The organism is Blastococcus sp. SYSU D00813 (assembly GCF_054050735.1).
The window spans coordinates 18,540-37,041 of record NZ_JBJGZX010000035.1; the positions used below are offsets into that span (position 1 = coordinate 18,540).

18 protein-coding genes are annotated in these 18,502 nt (G+C 75.5%); 7 read left to right on the plus strand and 11 right to left on the minus strand.

Annotation, left to right across the window (positions count from 1 at the left end; translation table 11 throughout):
• The first annotated feature begins 7 nt into the window (after positions 1–7).
• Complete coding sequence (locus ACI8AX_RS19025) at positions 8–943, plus strand: AurF N-oxygenase family protein (protein WP_456551418.1); 936 nt, start codon at positions 8–10, stop codon at positions 941–943.
• A gap of 58 nt (positions 944–1,001) precedes the next feature.
• Here ACI8AX_RS19025 and ACI8AX_RS19030 read toward each other — a convergent pair whose 3' ends face one another.
• The 5 genes from ACI8AX_RS19030 to ACI8AX_RS19050 form a co-directional block, all read right to left on the minus strand.
• The gene (locus tag ACI8AX_RS19030; RefSeq protein WP_456551419.1) at positions 1,002–1,793 is read right to left on the minus strand and encodes a TrmH family RNA methyltransferase; all 792 of its coding nucleotides are present in this window, start codon (positions 1,791–1,793) and stop codon (positions 1,002–1,004) included.
• Between the two features lie 94 nt (positions 1,794–1,887).
• Positions 1,888–2,277, minus strand: coding sequence for a 50S ribosomal protein L20 (gene rplT, locus ACI8AX_RS19035; RefSeq protein ID WP_456551420.1), 390 nt, complete (start codon positions 2,275–2,277; stop codon positions 1,888–1,890).
• A gap of 35 nt (positions 2,278–2,312) precedes the next feature.
• Positions 2,313–2,507 carry a 50S ribosomal protein L35 gene (gene rpmI, locus ACI8AX_RS19040; RefSeq protein ID WP_456551421.1) on the minus strand — a complete coding sequence of 65 codons (195 nt, stop codon included), beginning with the start codon at positions 2,505–2,507 and terminating at the stop codon, positions 2,313–2,315.
• A 103-nt stretch (positions 2,508–2,610) separates the two neighbouring features.
• On the minus strand, positions 2,611–3,189 hold the full coding sequence (infC, locus tag ACI8AX_RS19045) for a translation initiation factor IF-3 (RefSeq protein ID WP_456551448.1): 579 nt from the start codon (positions 3,187–3,189) through the stop codon (positions 2,611–2,613).
• Between the two features lie 329 nt (positions 3,190–3,518).
• Positions 3,519–4,007 carry a PH domain-containing protein gene (locus tag ACI8AX_RS19050; protein WP_456551422.1) on the minus strand — a complete coding sequence of 163 codons (489 nt, stop codon included), beginning with the start codon at positions 4,005–4,007 and terminating at the stop codon, positions 3,519–3,521.
• A 35-nt stretch (positions 4,008–4,042) separates the two neighbouring features.
• Between ACI8AX_RS19050 and ACI8AX_RS19055 the strand changes: the two genes are divergently transcribed.
• Positions 4,043–5,107, plus strand: a complete 1,065-nt coding sequence (locus tag ACI8AX_RS19055) for an MBL fold metallo-hydrolase (protein WP_456551423.1) — start codon at positions 4,043–4,045, stop codon at positions 5,105–5,107.
• A 139-nt stretch (positions 5,108–5,246) separates the two neighbouring features.
• Positions 5,247–6,362, plus strand: a complete 1,116-nt coding sequence (locus ACI8AX_RS19060; protein WP_456551424.1) for a uroporphyrinogen-III synthase — start codon at positions 5,247–5,249, stop codon at positions 6,360–6,362.
• Here ACI8AX_RS19060 and ACI8AX_RS19065 read toward each other — a convergent pair.
• Both ACI8AX_RS19065 and ACI8AX_RS19070 read right to left on the minus strand, forming a co-directional pair.
• Positions 6,334–6,927: a GNAT family N-acetyltransferase gene (locus ACI8AX_RS19065; protein WP_456551425.1), complete on the minus strand. Its 594-nt coding sequence runs from the start codon at positions 6,925–6,927 to the stop codon at positions 6,334–6,336. The genes ACI8AX_RS19060 and ACI8AX_RS19065 overlap by 29 nt on opposite strands.
• Positions 6,928–6,998: 71 nt before the next feature.
• A complete protein-coding gene (locus ACI8AX_RS19070; protein WP_456551426.1) occupies positions 6,999–8,441 on the minus strand; it encodes an MFS transporter in 1,443 nt (480 codons plus the stop codon).
• 185 nt (positions 8,442–8,626) lie between these two features.
• Between ACI8AX_RS19070 and ACI8AX_RS19075 the strand changes: the two genes are divergently transcribed.
• The 4 genes from ACI8AX_RS19075 to ACI8AX_RS19090 all read left to right on the plus strand — a co-directional run bounded on the left by ACI8AX_RS19075 (position 8,627) and on the right by ACI8AX_RS19090 (position 12,195).
• A complete protein-coding gene (locus tag ACI8AX_RS19075) occupies positions 8,627–9,439 on the plus strand; it encodes a hypothetical protein (protein WP_456551427.1) in 813 nt (270 codons plus the stop codon).
• A 103-nt stretch (positions 9,440–9,542) separates the two neighbouring features.
• Positions 9,543–10,073: a SigE family RNA polymerase sigma factor gene (locus ACI8AX_RS19080; RefSeq protein ID WP_456551428.1), complete on the plus strand. Its 531-nt coding sequence runs from the start codon at positions 9,543–9,545 to the stop codon at positions 10,071–10,073.
• Positions 10,070–11,539 carry a hypothetical protein gene (locus tag ACI8AX_RS19085; protein WP_456551429.1) on the plus strand — a complete coding sequence of 490 codons (1,470 nt, stop codon included), beginning with the start codon at positions 10,070–10,072 and terminating at the stop codon, positions 11,537–11,539. Before ACI8AX_RS19080 ends, ACI8AX_RS19085 begins: the two co-directional genes overlap by 4 nt.
• Before the next feature lie 209 nt (positions 11,540–11,748).
• Entirely contained in the window at positions 11,749–12,195 is a 447-nt protein-coding gene (locus ACI8AX_RS19090; RefSeq protein ID WP_456551430.1) for a nuclear transport factor 2 family protein, read from the plus strand.
• A gap of 67 nt (positions 12,196–12,262) precedes the next feature.
• Here the strand turns inward: ACI8AX_RS19090 and ACI8AX_RS19095 are convergent, their stop codons facing one another.
• The 4 genes from ACI8AX_RS19095 to ACI8AX_RS19110 all read right to left on the minus strand — a co-directional run bounded on the left by ACI8AX_RS19095 (position 12,263) and on the right by ACI8AX_RS19110 (position 18,349).
• Complete coding sequence (locus tag ACI8AX_RS19095) at positions 12,263–12,733, minus strand: ABC transporter substrate-binding protein (RefSeq protein ID WP_456551431.1); 471 nt, start codon at positions 12,731–12,733, stop codon at positions 12,263–12,265.
• Positions 12,734–12,873: 140 nt separating this feature from the next.
• On the minus strand, positions 12,874–13,215 hold the full coding sequence (locus ACI8AX_RS19100) for a Rieske (2Fe-2S) protein (protein WP_456551432.1): 342 nt from the start codon (positions 13,213–13,215) through the stop codon (positions 12,874–12,876).
• The gene (nirB, locus tag ACI8AX_RS19105; RefSeq protein WP_456551433.1) at positions 13,212–15,743 is read right to left on the minus strand and encodes a nitrite reductase large subunit NirB; all 2,532 of its coding nucleotides are present in this window, start codon (positions 15,741–15,743) and stop codon (positions 13,212–13,214) included. Before nirB ends, ACI8AX_RS19100 begins: the two co-directional genes overlap by 4 nt.
• Positions 15,743–18,349: a molybdopterin oxidoreductase family protein gene (locus ACI8AX_RS19110; protein WP_456551434.1), complete on the minus strand. Its 2,607-nt coding sequence runs from the start codon at positions 18,347–18,349 to the stop codon at positions 15,743–15,745. The genes nirB and ACI8AX_RS19110 overlap by 1 nt, the downstream gene beginning before the upstream one ends.
• Positions 18,350–18,502: the final 153 nt, after the last annotated feature.

Below are 18,502 nucleotides of genomic sequence, written 5' to 3' on the forward strand. Positions count from 1 at the left end.
GTGCCCGATGACCGCGACCGTCCCCGCCGCCGCATCCGCCCCCGCGACCCGGACGCCCACCCGCGCCACCGACCGCCAGGAGCTCTCGACCCGGCTGCTCGGGTCGGCGGCCAAGCGGTCCTACGACCCCGCGGTCGACGTCGACTGGTCGGCCCCGGTCCCCGGGGACCTCTACGGTCTCTCGCCGGAGTGGTCCTCCCTGTACGGCACGCCGCTGTGGGACGGGCTGACCGAGCAGCAGCGGATCACCCTGACCATCCACGAGTACTGCTCGATCTCCGGCGTCGGGATCTGGTTCGAGGGCCTGCTCATGCAGCTGGTGCTCAAGGACGTCTACGGCGACGACCCCTCGCAGCCGCACGTGCAGTGGGCGCTGACCGAGATCGCCGACGAGTGCCGGCACTCGGTGATGTTCGCCCGGACGGCGCAGACGTTCGGGGCGCCGTCCTACCAGCCGCCGCCGTCGATCCTGCGGCTGGGCAAGGCGTTCATGGCGCGCGGCTCGGGCCCCTCGGCGTACGCCGCGATCCTGGTGGCCGAGGAGATCCTCGACATCCTCCAGCGCGACCTCATGCGCGACGAGCGGGTGCAGCCGCTGACCCGCCGGACCAGCGAGATCCACGTGGTCGAGGAGGCGCGGCACATGCGCTTCGCCCGCGACGAGGTCGCGCGCCGCACCCCGCGGCTGGGGTTCCTGGCGCTGCGCCGGCACCGGACGCTGGTCGCCTCGGTGGCCGCGATCGTCGCCGACAACCTGGTGCAGCCGCAGGTGTACGCCTCGGTCGGGCTCGACCCCGCGGAGGCCAAGGCCGTCGCCCGCGCCAACGAGCACTACCGCGCCAAGCTGCGCGACGCCTCCTCCGGCCTGGTCGCGTTCCTGCGCGAGGTCGGCCTGATCGGCGGGCCCTCGGAGCTGCTCTGGAAGCGCGCCGGCCTCGTCTGATGAGCACTTCGCGCGCGAAGGTCCCGCCGACGCCGGGACTTTCGCGCGCGACGTGCTCTCAGCCCTGGGCGAGCTGGGTGGCGTAGAGGCAGATCGCGGCGGCCGCGGCGAGGTTGAGGCTCTCCGCCCGCCCGCGCATCGGGATCCGCACCCGGGCGTCGGCCAGCGTCGCGAGGTCGGCCGGCACGCCGCGGGCCTCGTTGCCGAACAGCCAGAGCACGGGCCCGGACAGCACGTCGCCGAGGGCGTCCAGCGACGCCTCTCCCCCGCCGTCGGCGGCCAGCACGGTGACGCCGGTGTCCTGCAGGGCCGGGACCAGCTCGGTCAGCGGTGTCCCGCGGACGACGTCGACGTGGAAGAGGCTCCCCGCGCTGGAGCGCACCGCCTTGCCGCCGTAGGGGTCGGCCGACCCGGCGCCGAAGACGACGGCCCCGGCGCCGCACGCGTCGGCGGTGCGCAGCACGGTGCCGGCGTTGCCCGGGTCGGCGAGCTCGGCCAGCGCGACCGACAGCCGCGGCGGGGCCTCGGCCAGCCGCGCGGCCGGGACGTCGCGCAGCGCGCAGACGGCCACCAGCCCCTGGGGGGTCACAGTCTCCGACAGGCCCGCGGCCGCCTTCTCGGTCACCAGCCGCACGGGGACGCCGGCGCCGGCCAGCAGCTCGCGGTGCGCGGCTGCGGCGGCCTCGGTGGCGAACACCTCGCGGACGCCGTCCGGCGCGGTGGCCAGGGCCTCGGACACGGCCTGCCGGCCCTCGGCGAGGAACAGCCCTGCGGCGTCGCGGCCGGCCCGGCGGGTGAGCTTGCGGGCCGCGGCGACGCGGCCGGAGCGCTCGGTCAGCAGCTCGGTCATCGCTCCTCCTCCCGGCGGGCAGACGGCGACGCCGCCGGCGCCGGCCCCGGGGGGCCGGTCACCGGCGGCGTCGTCGGTACTACGGGGCGCAGGCTCAGGCGGCCTGGGCGCCGGTCGCCTCGGGGTTCGCCGCGAGCGCGGCCCGGGCGGCCTCGACCAGCGCGGTGAACGCGGCCGGCTCGTTGACGGCGAGCTCGGCCAGCACGCGGCGGTCGAGGTCGATGCCGGCGAGCTTGAGGCCCTGCATGAACCGGTTGTAGGTCATGTCGTTCTGGCGCGCCGCGGCGTTGATGCGGGTGATCCACAGCTTGCGGAAGTCACCCTTGCGCACCTTGCGGTCGCGGTAGTTGTAGGTGGCCGAGTGGAGGATCTGCTCCTTGGCCTTGCGGTACAGGCGGGACCGCTGGCCCCGGTAGCCACTGGCGGCCTCGAGGGTCGTCCGGCGCTTCTTCTGGGCGTTGACCGCCCGCTTCACGCGTGCCACGTGAGAGCTCCTGTCTTCTCGTTACGGGAGGGCGGTCAGATGCCCAGCAGCTTCTTGAGGTTCTTCGCGTCGGACGGCGAGATGACCTGGTCCTGGTCCAGCCGGCGCTTGCGCTGGCCCGACTTGTGCTCGAACTTGTGCTGGTTGTTGGCCTGCTCGCGCATGAGCTTGCCGCTGCCCGTGACGCGCACCCGCTTGGCGGTGCCCTTGTGGGTCTTCTGCTTCGGCATGTCCTCGCCTGTCCTGTCGTCTACGTGCGGGTGCGTGCGGCAGCACGGGGCTGCCGCACGCACCCGTGGTCTCGGTGGTGCGGTCCTGCGGTGGCGCAGGGGGTCAGGCGCTGGGCGCCTGCTCCGCTTCCTGCTCCCCCTTCGCCGGCCGCCCCTTGCCCTGCTGGGCCTGGGCGTTCCGGTGCGGGGCGATCACCATGACCATGTTGCGGCCGTCCTGCTTCGGGTTGGACTCGACGACGCCCAGTTCGGACACGTCGGCGGCCAGCCGCTGCAGCAGGCGGTACCCCATCTCCGGGCGCGACTGCTCGCGGCCGCGGAACATCACGGTGATCTTGACCTTGTCGCCGCCCTTGAGGAAGCGCTCGACGTGGCCCTTCTTGGTCTCGTAGTCGTGCGGGTCGATCTTGAGGCGCAGCCGCATCTCCTTGATGACGGTGAGCGCCTGGTTCCGCCGGGCCTCGCGGGCCTTCTGGGCGGACTCGTACTTGAACTTCCCGTAGTCCATGAGCTTGGCGACGGGCGGCCGGGCCATGGGCGCGACCTCGACGAGGTCGAGCTCGGAGTCCTGGGCCAGGCGCAGCGCCTCGCCGATCGACACGATGCCGACCTGCTCGCCCTCCGGGCCGACGAGGCGGACCTCGGGGACGCGGATACGGTCGTTGATACGGGGCTCGGTGATGGCCTCTCCTCTGCTTCAGCCTGGGAGGGGCTCGCTGTCCGACCACCGGACGCCGGCAGACAGAAAGCCCCGCGAGCGAGTGCTCGGCGGGGCCCACTGGCCGGTGGCGCACGCACCCGGGGCGGGGTGCTGCGCGTCGCGGGAGCCGGCCACGGGGGCCGGCACTCGCGAACCGGGGACCTGGGCGCCTCGACGGCGCCAGGTGGGAGCGGGCTCCTCTTGGTCAGCGGCCCGGGGCGGGGCCGCTGGGTGGTTCACGCGCCTCGTGTAGCGGGGAGGCACGCCCATGCTACAGCGTCGGGGACCCCGGGGACATTCCCGCCCCCGGTTCAGTCGTCGTAGAGCAGCGGCAGCGGGGCGGGCTCGGCCGCCCGCGCCTGGGCCAGCAGGGCGCGCAGGCCCTCCACGGCGCGGACGGCGTGCTCCTTGTCGGCGGCCTGGACGGCCAGCATCGACACCTCGTCGCCGTTGGTGAGCAGCAGGCTGGCCCACGAGGAGTGCCGGTCGAAGCGCACCGACCGCACCGCGGCCCAGGGCAGCTCGTGCCGGACGAAGAGGTTGCGCACCCGCACCCCGGTGGCGTCGGCGTCCACCCGCGACCGGCCCATCGTCAGGATGCCGGCGCCCAGGCACACCCCGACGCCGATGATCGCGACCTGGTCGGCCCAGCCGAACTGCACCACACCGGTCGAGGAGTCCGGCAGCAGCAGGCCGACGACGGCCATCGCGGCGACCACGACCGCCGCCCCGAGCGCGCAGACCGTGCGCAGGCGGCGTGGGACGGCGGAGACGGCGGCGGGGGCATCCGGGGTGGCCACGGCACCATCATCCCGCGGGCTGGCAGGGTGCGGGCGTGGACAGCGACGTCGAGGTCACCGGGACCGCCCAGCGCGCGGCCTGGCTGGCCCGCGAGGTACCGCCGGTCGAGCAGCTGCGCCCGGACCTGTGGTCGATCCCGGTCCCGATGCCGGACAACCCGCTGCGGTACGTGACCTCCTACGTGTTCGCCCTCGACGGCGGCGGCCTCGGCCTGGTCGACACCGGCTGGGACTCCGACGACGCGTGGACGTCGCTGCGGGCCGGGCTGACGGCGATCGGCGGCGACGTCGGCGACGTGCGCGGCGTCCTGGTCACGCACATGCACGGCGACCACCACGGGCTGTCCGCCCGGGTGCGCGAGGCCTCCGGCGCCTGGATCGCGATGCACCCGGCCGACGCCGCGATCGTGCGGCGCTCCGCGGCCGCCGACCTCGAGGTGTTCATCCGCACCCAGATCGCGTCCATGGTCGCCCTGGGCGCCGACGAGGCGACCGCGACGTCCGACGCGCCCACGCCGGAGCGGCTGGCCGGGCTGCGGCGCCAGGCGATCCCCGACCGGCTGCTCGAGGACGGCGAGGTGGCCGACTTCCCCGGCTGGTCGCTGCGCGCCGTCCACACCCCGGGGCACACCCCCGGTCACCTGTGCTTCGCCGAGCAGCGCACCGGGCTGTTCCTCGCCGGCGACCACGTGCTGCCCCGGATCAGCCCGAACGTCTCCGCGGGCCAGGGCTCCGACCCGGACCCGCTGCGCGACTACCTCGCGTCGCTGGCCAGGGTCGGCGACCTCGACGAGCCGGTCGAGGTGCTGCCGGCGCACGAGTGGCGCTTCCGCGGGCTGGGCCTGCGCACCGCGGAGCTGACCCGCCACCACGAGCAGCGGCTGGCCGAGCTGCTCGACGCGATCCGCGCGCACCCGCACAGCACGCCCTGGGAGCTGGCCGGGTACCTCACCTGGTCACGGCCGTGGGAGCAGTACGCGAACGCGATGCGGATGTTCGCCGTCACCGAGACCGACGCCCACCTGCGGCTGCTGGCCAGCCGGGGGCTGGTGGTCGGCAGCGACGACCCGGTGCGGACCTGGACCGCCGCGGTCCGCTGACCCGGCCGGGGCACGGGGTGTTCGGCGTCCCCTCCGGCACGTGACCGGTGCCACCGCCGGCACCGGCGTCCCGACACATCCCCGCAACCCGGGTGGCGCACGATGGACCGGCTACAGCACCGGACCAGGGGGACGCGGGTTGACCGACACCGAGGCACCGGACGCCGTCCTGCCGCTGGCCGGGTACACCGTCGCTGTCACCGCGGCCCGCCGCAAGGAGGAGCTCGGCGCGCTGCTCGACCGCCGGGGCGCCCGGGTCGTGTACGCCCCCGCCATCCGGATCGTGCCGCTGGCCGACGACACCGAGCTCGTGGCCGCGACCCGCGACGTGCTGTCGGCGCCGGTCGACCTGGTCGTCGCCACCACCGGCGTCGGGTTCCGCGGCTGGCTGGAGGCCGCCGACGCCTGGGACCTGCCGCTGGTCGACCACCTGCGCGGGGCCCGGGTGCTGGCCCGCGGGCCCAAGGCACGCGGCGCCATCCGCGGTGCCGGCCTGGTCGACGCGTGGTCACCGGAGTCGGAGTCCTCGGCGGAGGTCCTCGAGCACCTGCTCGCCGGCGCGGAGGGCCCGCTGGAGGGCCGCCGCATCGCCGTCCAGCTGCACGGCGACCCGCTGCCCGACCTCGTCGCCGGCCTGCGCCGCACCGGCGCGCAGGTGCTGACCGTGCCGGTCTACCGCTGGGTGCTGCCCGAGGACGTCGCCCCGGTGCGCCGGCTGGTGGCCGCGGTCGTGGCCGGGGCCGTGGACGCCGTGACGTTCACCAGCGCCCCGGCCGCCGCGAGCCTGCTGCAGGTCGCCGGGGAGCTGGGGAGGCGGGACGAGCTCGTGGCCGCGATGCGGGACCGGGTGATGGCCGTCGCCGTCGGCGCGGTGACCGCGGGGCCGCTGGAGGCCGCCGGCGTCCCGACCTGCCAGCCGGAGCGGGCCCGCCTCGGGGCGCTCGCGCGCGAGGTGGTCGCCCGGCTGCCCGAGCGCGACCCGGTGCTGCGGCTGGGGGCGACGACGCTGCAGGTGCGCGGCACCGCGGCGGTGGTCGACGGCCGGCTGGTCGAGCTGGCGCCGGGGCCGATGGCCGTGCTGCGGGCGCTGGCCCGCCGGCCCGGCGTCGTCGTCCCGCGGACCGAGCTGGTGGGTTGCCTGCCCGGCGGTGGGGACGGGCACGCCGTGGAGATGGCGGTCACCCGGCTCCGCGCGGCCCTGGGCCGCGGCGTCGTCGAGACCGTCGTCAAGCGCGGCTACCGGCTCCCGGTCTGAGGTCGAGGCGCACGAGGACGCGGGGGAAGCCGTTGACCACGGAGCCGGTGTCGGCCACCTTCGCGAAGCCGGCCCGCTCGAACAGGGCCCGCGTGCCGACGTAGGCCATCGTGAGGTCGACCCGGGCACCGTCGTTGTCGACCGGGTAGGCCTCGACCGCGGGCGCCCCGTGCGCGCGGGCGAACTCCACGGCCCCGTCCACGAGCACGTGGGCCAGGCCCCTGCCCCGGTGCCCGGGGCGCACACGCACGCACCACAGCGACCACACGTCGAGGTCGTCGACGTGCGGGATCTTCCGGTTGCGCGCGAACGAGGTGTCGGCCCGCGGGTGCACCGCGGCCCAGCCCACGACCTCGTCCCCGTCGTAGGCCAGCACCCCCGGGGGCGGGTCCTCGGCGACGAGCTGCCGCACCCGCTCCCCGCGCGCGGGACCGGCGAGCGCCAGGTTCTCCCTCGACGGGATGCGGTAGCTCAGGCACCAGCACACGTTCGCGTCCGGCCGCTTGGGGCCGACCATCGTCGCGACGTCGTCGAAGTCGGTGGCCGGGCGCACCTCGATCGCCATGCGGCCATCCTGGCCCGGGCGGAGTCGCTCGAGTGCGGTTCCCGCGCTCGGGCGACTCCGCCCGGCGCGGCTCAGACGCCGGCCATGGGGGCGCCCCTGCGGAGGTAGACCGCCCAGGTGACGACGACGCAGACGGCGTAGAAGGCGATGAACGCGACGTACGCGCCGTCGCCGCTGCCGGTCGTCAGGAACGACTGCCGGAACGCGAGGTTGACCAGCACGCCGCCGAAGGCGCCGACGGCCCCGGCGATGCCGATGAGCGCGCCCGACATCCGCAGCGCCCGCCGGTCGGCGGCCGCGGGGTCGCCGCCGGCCGCGACCGCCAGCTGGGCCTGGGTGCGGAAGACCGCCGGGATCATCTTGTACGTCGAGCCGTTGCCGATCCCGCTGAGCACGAACAGCAGCACGAAGCCGACGACGAACAGCGGCAGCGACCCGATCCGGCTGGCCGCCAGGACCACCGCGGCGCCGGCGGCCATCGCCACGAAGGTGGCGGAGGTGATCCGCGCGCCGCCGAAACGGTCGGCCAGCGACCCGCCCAGCGGACGGATCAGGCTGCCCAGCAGGGGGCCCAGCCAGGTCAGGTAGGCCGCCTCCAGCGGGATGTCGAAGTCGGCGGCGAACTGGTTCTGCAGCACCTGCCCGAAGGCGAACCCGAAGCCGATGAACGAGCCGAAGGTGCCGATGTACAGGAACGACATGACGTAGGTGTGCGGCTCGCGCAGGGCCTGGCGCATGGCCCGTGGCTGGTTGCGCGCGGTGGCGAGGTTGTCCATGAGCAGCGCCGCGCCGACGGCGGCGACGACGACCAGCGGGATGTAGACCCACAGGATGATCCGCGGGTGCTGGGCGCCGGCCGTGGCGAGCACCAGCAGGCCGACGAGCTGGACGACGGGGACGCCGAGGTTGCCGCCCCCTGCGTTCAGGCCGAGCGCCCAGCCCTTGAGCCGGTCGGGGTAGAAGGCGTTGATGTTGGCCATCGAGCTGGCGAAGTTGCCGCCGCCCACGCCGGCCAGGCAGCTCACCACCAGCAGCGTCGAGTAGTCGACGCCGGGCTCGAGCACGACCGCCGTGGCGATGGCCGGGACGAGCAGCAGCGCGGCGGAGACGACCGTCCAGTTCCGCCCGCCGAACTTGGCGACGGCGAAGGTGTACGGCAGCCGGACGAACGCGCCGAGCGCGGTCGGCAGCGTGGTGAGCAGGAACTTCCCGGCCGGGTCGATGCCATAGACCGGCTCGGGCAGGAACAGCACGAGCACCGACCACAGGCTCCAGACCGAGAAGCCGACGTGCTCGGAGAACACGGAGAAGAACAGGTTGCGCCGGGCCACCCGCTTCCCGGTGGACTCCCAGAACCGCGGGTCCTCGGGGCGCCAGTCCTCGATCCACCGCCCGCCCGGGGGTGGGGGCGACGCCGGCGGGGCGGCGGTCGCCGGGACGCTGGCGGGGTGGGTGGCAGCAGCGCCGGCGGGGCGGGTGGCAGCAGCGCCGGCGGGGCGGGTGAGGGCAGCCATGGGAGGACGGTGGCGGGCCCGGGTTCCCCACCCGTTGCCGCGCGGATGACCGTGTGTTCCGTTTCCCTCACCGCGGCGGCGGCGCGCCCGTGAGGCGGTCCGGCGGGGCCGGCGGCCTGCCCCGCGGTGGTGAGGCCGCCACCGCAGGCGGTGCGCCCGCGGCGCCCCGCCGGGATGATCACCGCGTGAGGGACACCCTGGACGGCTCGGCGACCGACGGCGCCACCCCCGACGGCCGCACGCTGGTCGAGACCGGTGAGCCGGTGGCCGGCTCGATGAGCCGGTCGGCGGCCACCCTGCTGTTCGACCCGGCGAGCTCCCGGGTGCGCGTGGACGAGCGGCTGGCCGCCTGCCTGCGCCGGGTCGCCACCGACAGCGCCGTGCTGCCGGTGCCGCGCGAGCGGGTGCGGGCCGGCGCCGCGCTGGCCTTCGCCGTCGAGCTGACCGTGACCCGGGTGTCGTCGGGACGGCCGGTGCGCACCGACGGCTTCCTCACCCCGGACGTCGGCGGTCGCGCGCCCGCCGACGAGCTGGCGGAGGCCGCCGTCCTCGCCGCCCGGCAGACGCCCGAGGAGTGGCGCGTCCGGCACCTGGGCTACCTGCTGGCCGAGGCCGCCGTCTCCCCCGACCTGGACGCCGGCGTCGTGCACCGCGGGCTGCGGCTGGCCGGCGAGCTCACCGGCCGCCAGCTCGTCGTCCTCGCCGCCGTGGGCCGCCGGGACCGCACGCCGCTGCCGATGGCACCGCTGCCGGCCGACCCGCGCGGGTGGACGGCGTGGGGCGCGCTCGAGGACGTGACCGACCTGCAGCGCCGCGGACTGCTCGACCCGCCGCCGGCCGCGCCCCGCCCGGGTGGGGCCGCCCTCCCCCGGCTGCGGATGGCCGACCTGCGGCTGACCCGCCGGGGCGTGCTGGTGCACCGGCTCCTCGCGCTCGACTTCGTCCGCGACGAGGCGGTCGCCGCCGTCCTGGGCGCGCTGGACCTCCCCCGCTCCTGAGCTCCCCCGGCCGGGCCACCGTTACCGAAACGTGATGCACCGGGTGTGGGGACCAGGAGGGGCCCACCGCGTGTAGAGGGCAGGACCTGCGAGAGGGGACTGCGTGCGCGACCACGACGACCGGGCCTTCGCGGACTTCGTGTCCCGGGAGCAGCCGGCGCTGCTGCGTCTCGCCGTCCTCCTCACCGGTGACCGCGGACATGCGGAGGACCTCGTGCAGACGGCGCTGGTCAAGACCTACCGGCACTGGCCGCGGATCTCCGCGGCCGGCCCGCCGACCGCCTACGTCCGCCGCGTGGTGGCCACCAGCCACGTGAGCTGGCGGCGCCGGCTCGCGTGGAGCAGCGAGCAGGTCGTCGAGACGCTGCCCGACCGCCCCGACGACTCCGCCACCCCGGCCGACCCCGACGAGGACCTCCGCGCCGCGCTCCGCGCCCTGCCCCCGCGCATGCGCACCGCGGTCGTCCTGCGCTACTACGCCGACCTGTCCGTGCAGCAGACCGCCGAGGCCATGGGCTGTTCGGCCAGCGCGGTCGACACCCAGACCAGCCGCGGCCTGGCCCGCCTGCGCGCCGCCCTGGCCGCTCCGGTGCCGCCCGCGGTCAGCGCCGGCCACCCCGAGGAGCGACCGTGAGCACCGAGACGAGCCTCCAGTCCGAGCTGCGCGCGCGGCTGACCCGGATCGCCGAGAGCACCGCCCCGCCCGAGGACCCGGGCCTGGCCACCCGCATCGCCGCCCGGGCCCGCGCCCGCCGTCGCCAGCGGATCGGGCTGACCGCGCTGGCGGCCGCCGTGGCCGCCGTCGTCGTCGCCGTCTCGGTGGCGCTCTCGGGGACGGCGACCGGACCGGCCGACGACCAGACGACCGGTCCGGCCTCGCCCGCCTCCACGGTCGACGTGCTCGCCGGGCCGGTGCGGGGCCAGCTGGCCGGCGACGCGGCCTTCCTGGAGGGCGTGCGGCGACTGCCGTGGACGACGCCGGACACCGCGTCCCTCGGCGCGGTGCCCGACCCGCCGGTGGAGACCCGCCAGGTCGTCTGGGCCGGCGACGTCGCCGGCGGCCGGTGGGCCCTCGTCGCCGGGCAGAACACCGCCCAGCCGCAGGGCGAGGCCGCCGACCCCGAGCGGCAGACCGACCTCGGCGCGCTGAGCCAGGTCGCGGTCGCCTGGTTCACCGGCCCCACCGGGGCCGCTCCCGAGCAGATGACCGTCGTCGAAGTGCCGCGCGGGGTCGACGCCTCCCGGCCGATCGCCCGGGTCGACGCGACGACCGGCGCCCTGGTGGTCGTCGCCCTGCGCGGGGACGCCGTCGAGGTGTCCCGCCGGCCCGAGGTCGCCGCCGACGCCACGGTGAGCCGCGCCTGGGAGCCGGTGGAGACCGTCGACGGGGTGGCGGTCGTGGACCTGCCCGACGACGGGACGGCGACCCCGCCCGCGCTGCTGTACCGCGTGCTGCGCGACGGCGCCGTGGCCGTGGAGAGCGGACCCGACGGAGCCGGCGCCTTCGAGCCCGGGCCGCAGGTGCCCGTGGAGTGGCTGCGCGGCCAGCCCGGGTCGGCGCTCGCCGGCGCGGCGGGGCAGGTCCCCGACCACGCCCAGCAGGTCCTGTGGACTCTCGGCCTGACCGCCGACGACGTCCGCTTCGCCGTGGCCTGGGCCGGCGCGGTCCCCGCGGCCGACGACCGGACGGCCGCGGTCACCCTGCTCACCGCGACGCTCCCCTCCGGCGCGGTCTACGCCCAGGCCGACCTCTCGGTCACCTCGCGGGACCTCACCAGCGGCGCCGGCACCTGGTGCGGCAACGAGCTGCGGCCCGCCGGCCCTCCGGTTCCCGAGCAGACGTTCGTGCTGCGCTGCGACGTCACCGACCTGAGCGCGGACGCGACGGTCCTGCCGACCCTCGTCGTGGTCGCGCCGCCGGAGGCCGCGGTGGCCCGGGCGCTGTCGGCCGACGGCGACGACCTCGGCTCCCACGTCCTCGACGGCGGGGTCGTGGTCGCGGAGTTCCCCGAGGGCACCGCCACGGTGGTGTCGGAGACGTCCGAGGGCGCCGTCCTCGCCGAGACCCGGGTCATGGGCCAGGTGACCTGGGATGACTGAGCCGGCCGCACCGGAGCCGGCATCGGTGCTCGCCGCCCGGCAGCTGGCCGACGAGGCGCACGCGCGCCGCCTCCGACGCCCCCCTCCGCGCCTCCTCCGCCTCGACCGGGACCGCCGGCGGGCCCTCCCGCCGGCCGGCTCGGAGCCCTCGGCCGGCTGACCGGCTGGCTATGGTCCGCGCCACATCCGACCGACCCGCCGGAGGACCCGTGGACCTGCAGACCCTCGCCGACCGCATCGAGATCCGCGACGTGCTGACCCGCTACTGCCACGGCATCGACCGCGGCGACTGGGAGATGTACCGCAGCGTCTTCACCGAGGACGCCGTCATCGACTACACCTCCGCCGGCGCCCCGAAGCTGCCGCGCGACGAGATGGTGGAGATGCTCTCAGCGGCGTTCTCGACCTTCCCGTTCACCCAGCACCACGTGACCAACGTCGAGGTCCAGCTGGACGGGGACACGGCGAAGGTGGTCGCCGACTTCTACAACCCGATGCAGATCCCCGGCGTGCAGGGCTTCACGTACACCGGCGGCTACTACCACCACGACATGGTCCGCACCCCCGACGGCTGGCGGTCCCGTCACCTCTACGAGGAGAGCATCTGGTTCGTGAACCCGGTGCAGGCGCCGCCGGAGGGCGTCGTCGTCGGCTGAGGAGCCGCGCCGGCGTGTGCGCGCAGGCCGGAGGACCCGGCCGGGTCCGCGGCCTGCGCGCACACGGTCAGGCGTACTCGCCCTCGTGGGCCACGCCGGACAGCGTCACAGTCCGGCCCTCGAGCTCCGGGTGCGCCGCGCGCACCTCCTCGAACTGCGCCTCCACTTGCGCCACGAGCTCCTCGGCGCGCTCCTCCCGGCCCAGCGCCCGGCCGGTGACCAGCGTCTGGTCCTGCCACGGGGTGCCGAAGGCGGGGAACTCCGCCGGCTGCACGACGACCGGCGCGATGCCGCTGAGCGTCTCGTACTCGGCCTCGGTCAGGCCCGCGGTGACGGCCATGATCAGGTCGGGCTCGAGGACGGCGACCTGCTCGGCGTCGAGCTCGGTGCGGGGCAGGACCACCGGCTCGGCGTCCCCGGCCGCCTCGTCGGCCCACGCGAAGAACACGTCGTCCTCGGGACCGAAGGCGTAGCGCACGGCCACCGGGACGACGCCGAGGGCCAGGATCGCGTCCTGCTCGGTGTACCGCAGCGACACGACTCGCTGCGGCTCCTCCGGGATCTCGGTCTCGCCGTAGGCGTGCCGCCGCCGCGATCATGGGCATGGTGCCGCCGACACGCGCGAACGCGCCGGTGGGAGCGGCAACGCGCCCATGATCGCCGCGGGCGGGCGGGACGTCACACGTCGACGACGAGCATCCCGTCCACCTCGCGCACGGGGTACACGCGCACCGCGAGGGAACCGCTGGTCGCCGCGCCGTCCGCCCACCGGTAGGCGTACAGGTGCAGGGGGCAGACGAGCACGTCCGGGTCGGTCTGCCCGTCGGCGAGCGGCCCGCCGGCGTGCGGGCAGGCCGCCTGGGTCGCGTGCAGGGAGCCGTCGCGCAGCCGGAAGACGGCGACCTGGGTGCCGCCGGCGACGAAGGCCCGCCCCTCCCCCGGCGGCACGTCCTCGACCCGGCCGACGGTGTACGCGCGGACCCCGGCGGCGGGGGCGGGACGTTCGGTGGTGAGGCTCATCGGACGGGCACCTCCGGCAGTTCGACCAGCGGCAGGGAGGGGCGGAACTGCCCGGGCGTCGCGGGCTCCGCCAGGTCCTGACCCCACGGGTCGCGGTAGGCGTCGATCGAGCGCTGGATGCCGGCGTCGAGGTCGGCGCAGATGCCCTCGCCGTCCTCCAGGAGCACGAGCTTCAGCCGGTCCAGCCCGATCCGCGGCACGAAGTCGTAGGTGCGCTCCAGCCAGTTGGCGTTCTCGCGGTAGTACTGCAGGAACCGGCCGGTCAGCTGCAGCACCGCCTCGGTCGAGTCGACGGTGGCCAGCAGGTCGCCCTTGCGCACGGACGCGCCGGCCGCTCCCCCGATGTAGACCTCCCACCGGCCCGCCCCGACCGCCACCACGCCGACGTCCTTCACGTAGGCCTCGGCGCAGTTCCGCGGGCAGCCCACGACCGCCATCTTGATCTTGGCCGGGCTCTCGATGCCCTGGAACCGGGTCTCCAGGTCGATGCCGAGCTGCGTCGAGTCGTCCAGGCCGAATCGGCAGAAGTCGCTGCCCACGCAGGTCTTCACCGTGCGCACGCTCTTGCCGTACGCGTAGCCCGAGGGCATCCCGAGGTCGGCCCACATGGCCGGCAGGTCCTCCTTGCGGACGCCGAGCAGGTCGATCCGCTGGCCGCCGGTCACCTTGACCATCGGGACCTCGTACTTCTCGGCGACGTCGGCGATCTTCCGCAGCTGCGCCGGCGTGGTCACCCCGCCCTTCATCTGCGGGACGACGGAGAAGGTGCCGTCGCGCTGGATGTTGGCGTGCACCCGGTCGTTGATGAACTCCGCGTCCTTCTCCGGCAGGTAGTCGTGCCCCCACACCATCTTCAGCAGCGAGGTCAGCCCCATCTTCGACTTCGCGTCCTCCTTGCCACCGGGGGCGAGGGCGGCGAAGACCTGCGAGACCGACCGCAGGTCCTGGGCCCGGATCGCCGCCATCAGCTCGGGCTTGGCCAGCGGGACGCCCGGCACGTACCAGGACGCCGAGGGGTCCTCGGTGACCTCGCCGTCGGCGGCCCACTCGACGACCTGCTTCACCAGCGACTTGCACGAGCCACAGCCCTTGCCCGCGCGGGTGCGGTCCATGACGGCGCCGACGCTGCCGCAGCCGTCGGCGACCGCGCCGCAGATCGCACCCTTGGTGACGCCGTTGCAGTTGCACACCTGGCTGTCGGCGGGCATCTCGGCGACGCCCACCTCCTCGGCGCCGTCGGAGAGGTCGACCAGCAGCCGGATCCGCTCCTCGGGCAGCGGCGAGCCCCGGTCGAACGCCTGGGTGAGGTAGGCGACCTTGCGGGTGTCGCCGAGCAGCGTGGCGCCGACCAGCCTGTCGTCGCGGACCACCACCGACAGGTGCACGCCGCGCCTCGGCTCGCTGATCACGAGGAACTCGTCGTCGTCCCGCTCGGGGGTGCTGACCCCCATGGTGGCGACGTCGACCCCGGCCACCTTGAGCTTGGTCGCGGTCCGGCTGCCGGTGTACTCGGCGGTGGGGTCGGTGCCGGTGAGGACGTCGGCCAGGACATTCGCGTGCTCCCACGCCGGCGCGACCAGGCCGTAGACCGAGCCGCGGTGCTGGGCGCACTCGCCGATCGCGTAGACGTCGGGGTCGTCGGTGCGCAGCTGGTCGTCGACCACGATCGCGCGCTCGACCTCCAGCCCGGAGCGGACGGCGACGTCGGTGTGCGGCCGGACGCCGGCGGCGACCACGAGCAGGTCGCAGTCGAGCCGCCGGCCGTCCTTCAGCACCACCCCGGTGACGTGCTCGGTGCCGAGCACCTCGGTGGCCAGGACGTCGAGGTGCACGGTGATGCCGAGCTCCTCGACGCTGCGCTTGAGGATCGCGCCGGCCTCGGCGTCGAGCTGGGCGTTCATCAACCACGGCATGGCGTGCACGAGGTCGACCTGCAGCCCGTGGCCCTGCAGCGCCCGGGCGGCCTCCAGCCCGAGCAGCCCGCCGCCCATGACGACGGCCCGCCGGCAGCGGCCGGTCGCCTCGAGCATCGCCCGGGTCTCGTCGATGGTGCGGAAGCCGTACACACCCGGCAGCAGCGCGCCATCGGCCGTCCGGACACCGGACATCGGCGGGATCCACGAGTAGCTGCCGGTGGCGAGCACCAGGTGGTCGTAGGGGGTGACCGAGCCGTCGGAGCCGTACACGACCTTGGCCGCGGTGTCGGCCCGCTCCACCCGGACCCCGGCGCGCAGGTCGACCCCGTTGTCGGCGTACCAGTCGTGGCTGTTGAGGACGATCTCGTCCTCCGACGACTCCCCGGCGAGCACCGGGCTGAGCATGATCCGGTTGTAGTTGCCGTGCGGCTCGTCGCCGAAGACGGTGATCCGGAACTGCTCGCCGCCGCCGCGCTCGAGCACCTCCTCGACGAAGCGGGCGCCGGCCATGCCGTTGCCCACCACGACCAGCCGCGCGCGGGGATCGAACTCGTCGTCCCCCAGGGGGAGCGAGGTCAGCCCCTCCGGGCGCCCGCCGAGCACGGCCGTCATCAGACCTCCACCAGCCCCAGGTCGACGACGAGCTCGCCGGTGACGCCCTCGGGCGCGGCGGCGTGCAGCTCGACGACGGTGCCGCCGGGCAGGTCCTCGACCACGCGCAGGGGCACGTGCACGTCGCCCTTCGCCCCGATCGGGAACCAGCGCATCGGCTCGCCGTCGCGCAGCAGCAGGACGTAGACCAGCTCGCCGGTGGAGTTGCCGCCGCGGAAGTACAGCGCCTGCGCGGTCGTACCCGAGGGCACGGTGTAGCGCAGGGCGGCGTCGACGGGGCCGGGCTTGGCCAGCCCCTCGCCGGTGATCGGGTAGACGCCTTGCAGGAAGCGTGGGGTGCTCTTCACGCGGGTGCTCCTCGGGGATCCGAAGGGGGTGCTGGAACGGGCCGGCGGGCGGGGCTCGGGGACGGCGGCCGGGGCGTGCGGGCGGGGCCGCGGCTGGCCGGCGTCGGGCGGCGGGGGGATGTGCTCGGTCGGCCCGCCGACGCGGGTCACGGCGACGGCGCAGACCTTGAAGGCGGGCATGCGGCTGGTCGGGTCGAGGGCGGGGTCGGTCAGCGCGTTGGCGCTGGACCCGCCGCCCCAGTGGAAGGGGGCGAAGACGACGTCGGGGCGGATCGCGTCGGTCACCGAGGCGTGGAAGCGGGCGCGGCCGCGGCGGGTGGCGAGCTCGACCACGTCGTCCTGCGCGACGCCCAGCCGGCGGGCGAGGTCGGGGTGCAGCTCGGCGCGGGGCGTGGGCGCGACCACCTGCAGGCTGCGCGAACGGCGGGTCTGGGTGCCCGACTGGTACTGGGCCAGCACCCGGCCGGTGGTGAGCACGTACGGGTACTCGGCGTCGGGCCGCTCGTGCGCCTCGACGTGCTCGACGCGCAGGAACCGGGCCCGGCCGTCGGGGGTGGCGAACCGCTCGGTGAACAGCCGCGGCGTGCCGGGGTGTGTGTCGGACGGGCAGGGCCAGAAGACGCCGTCCTCGGCGTCGATCCGGTCGTAGGAGATCCCGGAGTAGTCGGCGGCTCCCCCGGCGCTGGCCCGGCGCAGCTCGTCGAACACGGTCTCCGGGTCGCCGGAGAAGAGGTGCCCGGCGCCCAGCCGGCCGGCGAGCGTGGCCAGCAGCTGCAGGTCGTCGGGGACGCCGGCCGGCGGGTCGAGCGCGCGCCGGCGGCGGACGACCCGCCCCTCGACGTTGGTCATCGTCCCGGCCTCCTCCGCCCACATCGCGCTGGGCAGGACGACGTCGGCGAGCTCGGCGGTCTCGGAGAGGAAGAAGTCGCTGACGGCGAGGAAGTCCAGGTCGCGCAGCCGGCTGACCACCCGGCGGGCGTCGGGCGCGGACACGGCGACGTTGGAGGCGAGCACCAGCAGCGTGCGCACCCCGCCGTCCGTCCCGAGCGCGTCGAGCAGCTCGAAGGCGCTCCTGCCGGGCATCGGCAGGTCGTCGGGGTCGACGCCCCACACCGCGGCCACGTGCGCCCGGGCGGCGGGGTCGCGCAGCGACCGGTAGCCGGGCAGCTGGTCGGCCTTCTGCCCGTGCTCGCGGCCGCCCTGCCCGTTGCCCTGCCCGGTCACGGTGCCCCAGCCGCTGCCCGGGCGGCCGGGGAGTCCGAGCGCGAGCGCCAGGTTGATCCACGCCTGGGCGGTGTCGGTGCCGCTGCGGTGCTGCTCGGCGCCGCGGGCGGTGAGCACGATCGCCTTCTCCGCGCGGGCGAGGGCGAGGACGGTGCGCCGCTGGTCGGCGACCGGCACGCCGGTGAGCCGCTCGACCCGGTCGGGCCAGTAGGCGGCCACGCCGGCGCGGACGTCGTCGAAGCCGGTGGTGCGCGCGGCCACGTACTGCTCGTCGACCAGCCCCTCGGCGACCGCGATGTGCAGCAGCCCGTTGGCCAGCGCGAGGTCGGTGCCCGGCAGCGGCTGCAGGTGCAGGGCGGCGTTGCGGGCGGTCGCGGTGCGCCGCGGGTCGACGACCACGTGCTCGGCGCCGCGCTCGCGCCCGGCGTCGAGGTACTGCATCGCCGGGGGCATGGTGTCGGCCGGGTTGCTGCCCACCAGGACGACCACGTCGGCCTCGGCGAGGTCGGACAGCGGGAACGGCATCCCCCGGTCCAGGCCGAAGGCCCGGGTGGCCGCGCCGGCGGCCGAGGACATGCAGAACCGGCCGTTGTAGTCGATCGCGGAGGTGCGCAGCGCGACGCGGGCGAACTTCCCGAACTGGTAGGCCTGCTCGTTGGTCAGCGAGCCGCCGCCGAAGCAGCCGACGGCGTCGCGGCCGTACGTGCGCTGGGTGCGGCGGACGGCGCCGACCACCCGCCCCAGCGCCTCGTCCCAGGTCGCCTCGACCAGCGGGCTGGTGCGGTCGCCCGGCACGGCGCGCACCAGCGGGCGCAGCAGCCGCTCGGGGTGGTCGAGCAGCTCGACCGACGACCAGCCCTTGGAGCACAGCCCGCCCCGGTTGGTCGGGAAGTCCAGCGGCACGACCGTGGCCGGCCGGCCGCCCGCGGTGACCCGCATGCCGCACTGCAGCGAGCAGTAGGGGCAGTGGGTGTCGGTGGTCCGCGACGGGCCCGCCGCGCCGGTGGCGGGCTCGGGTGCGGTCGCGGCGGTCACGGGGACGAGGGTGCGTGCCGGTCGTTTCCCGGTGGGGGCCCCGGCGTCAACGTCGCGTTCCGAACACCTCACGACCGGGCACCGACGACGGTGCGGTGCAGCCGACCGGGCAGGATGCAGACGACGACGCCCTGAGCAGCCGGGCGAGGGAGG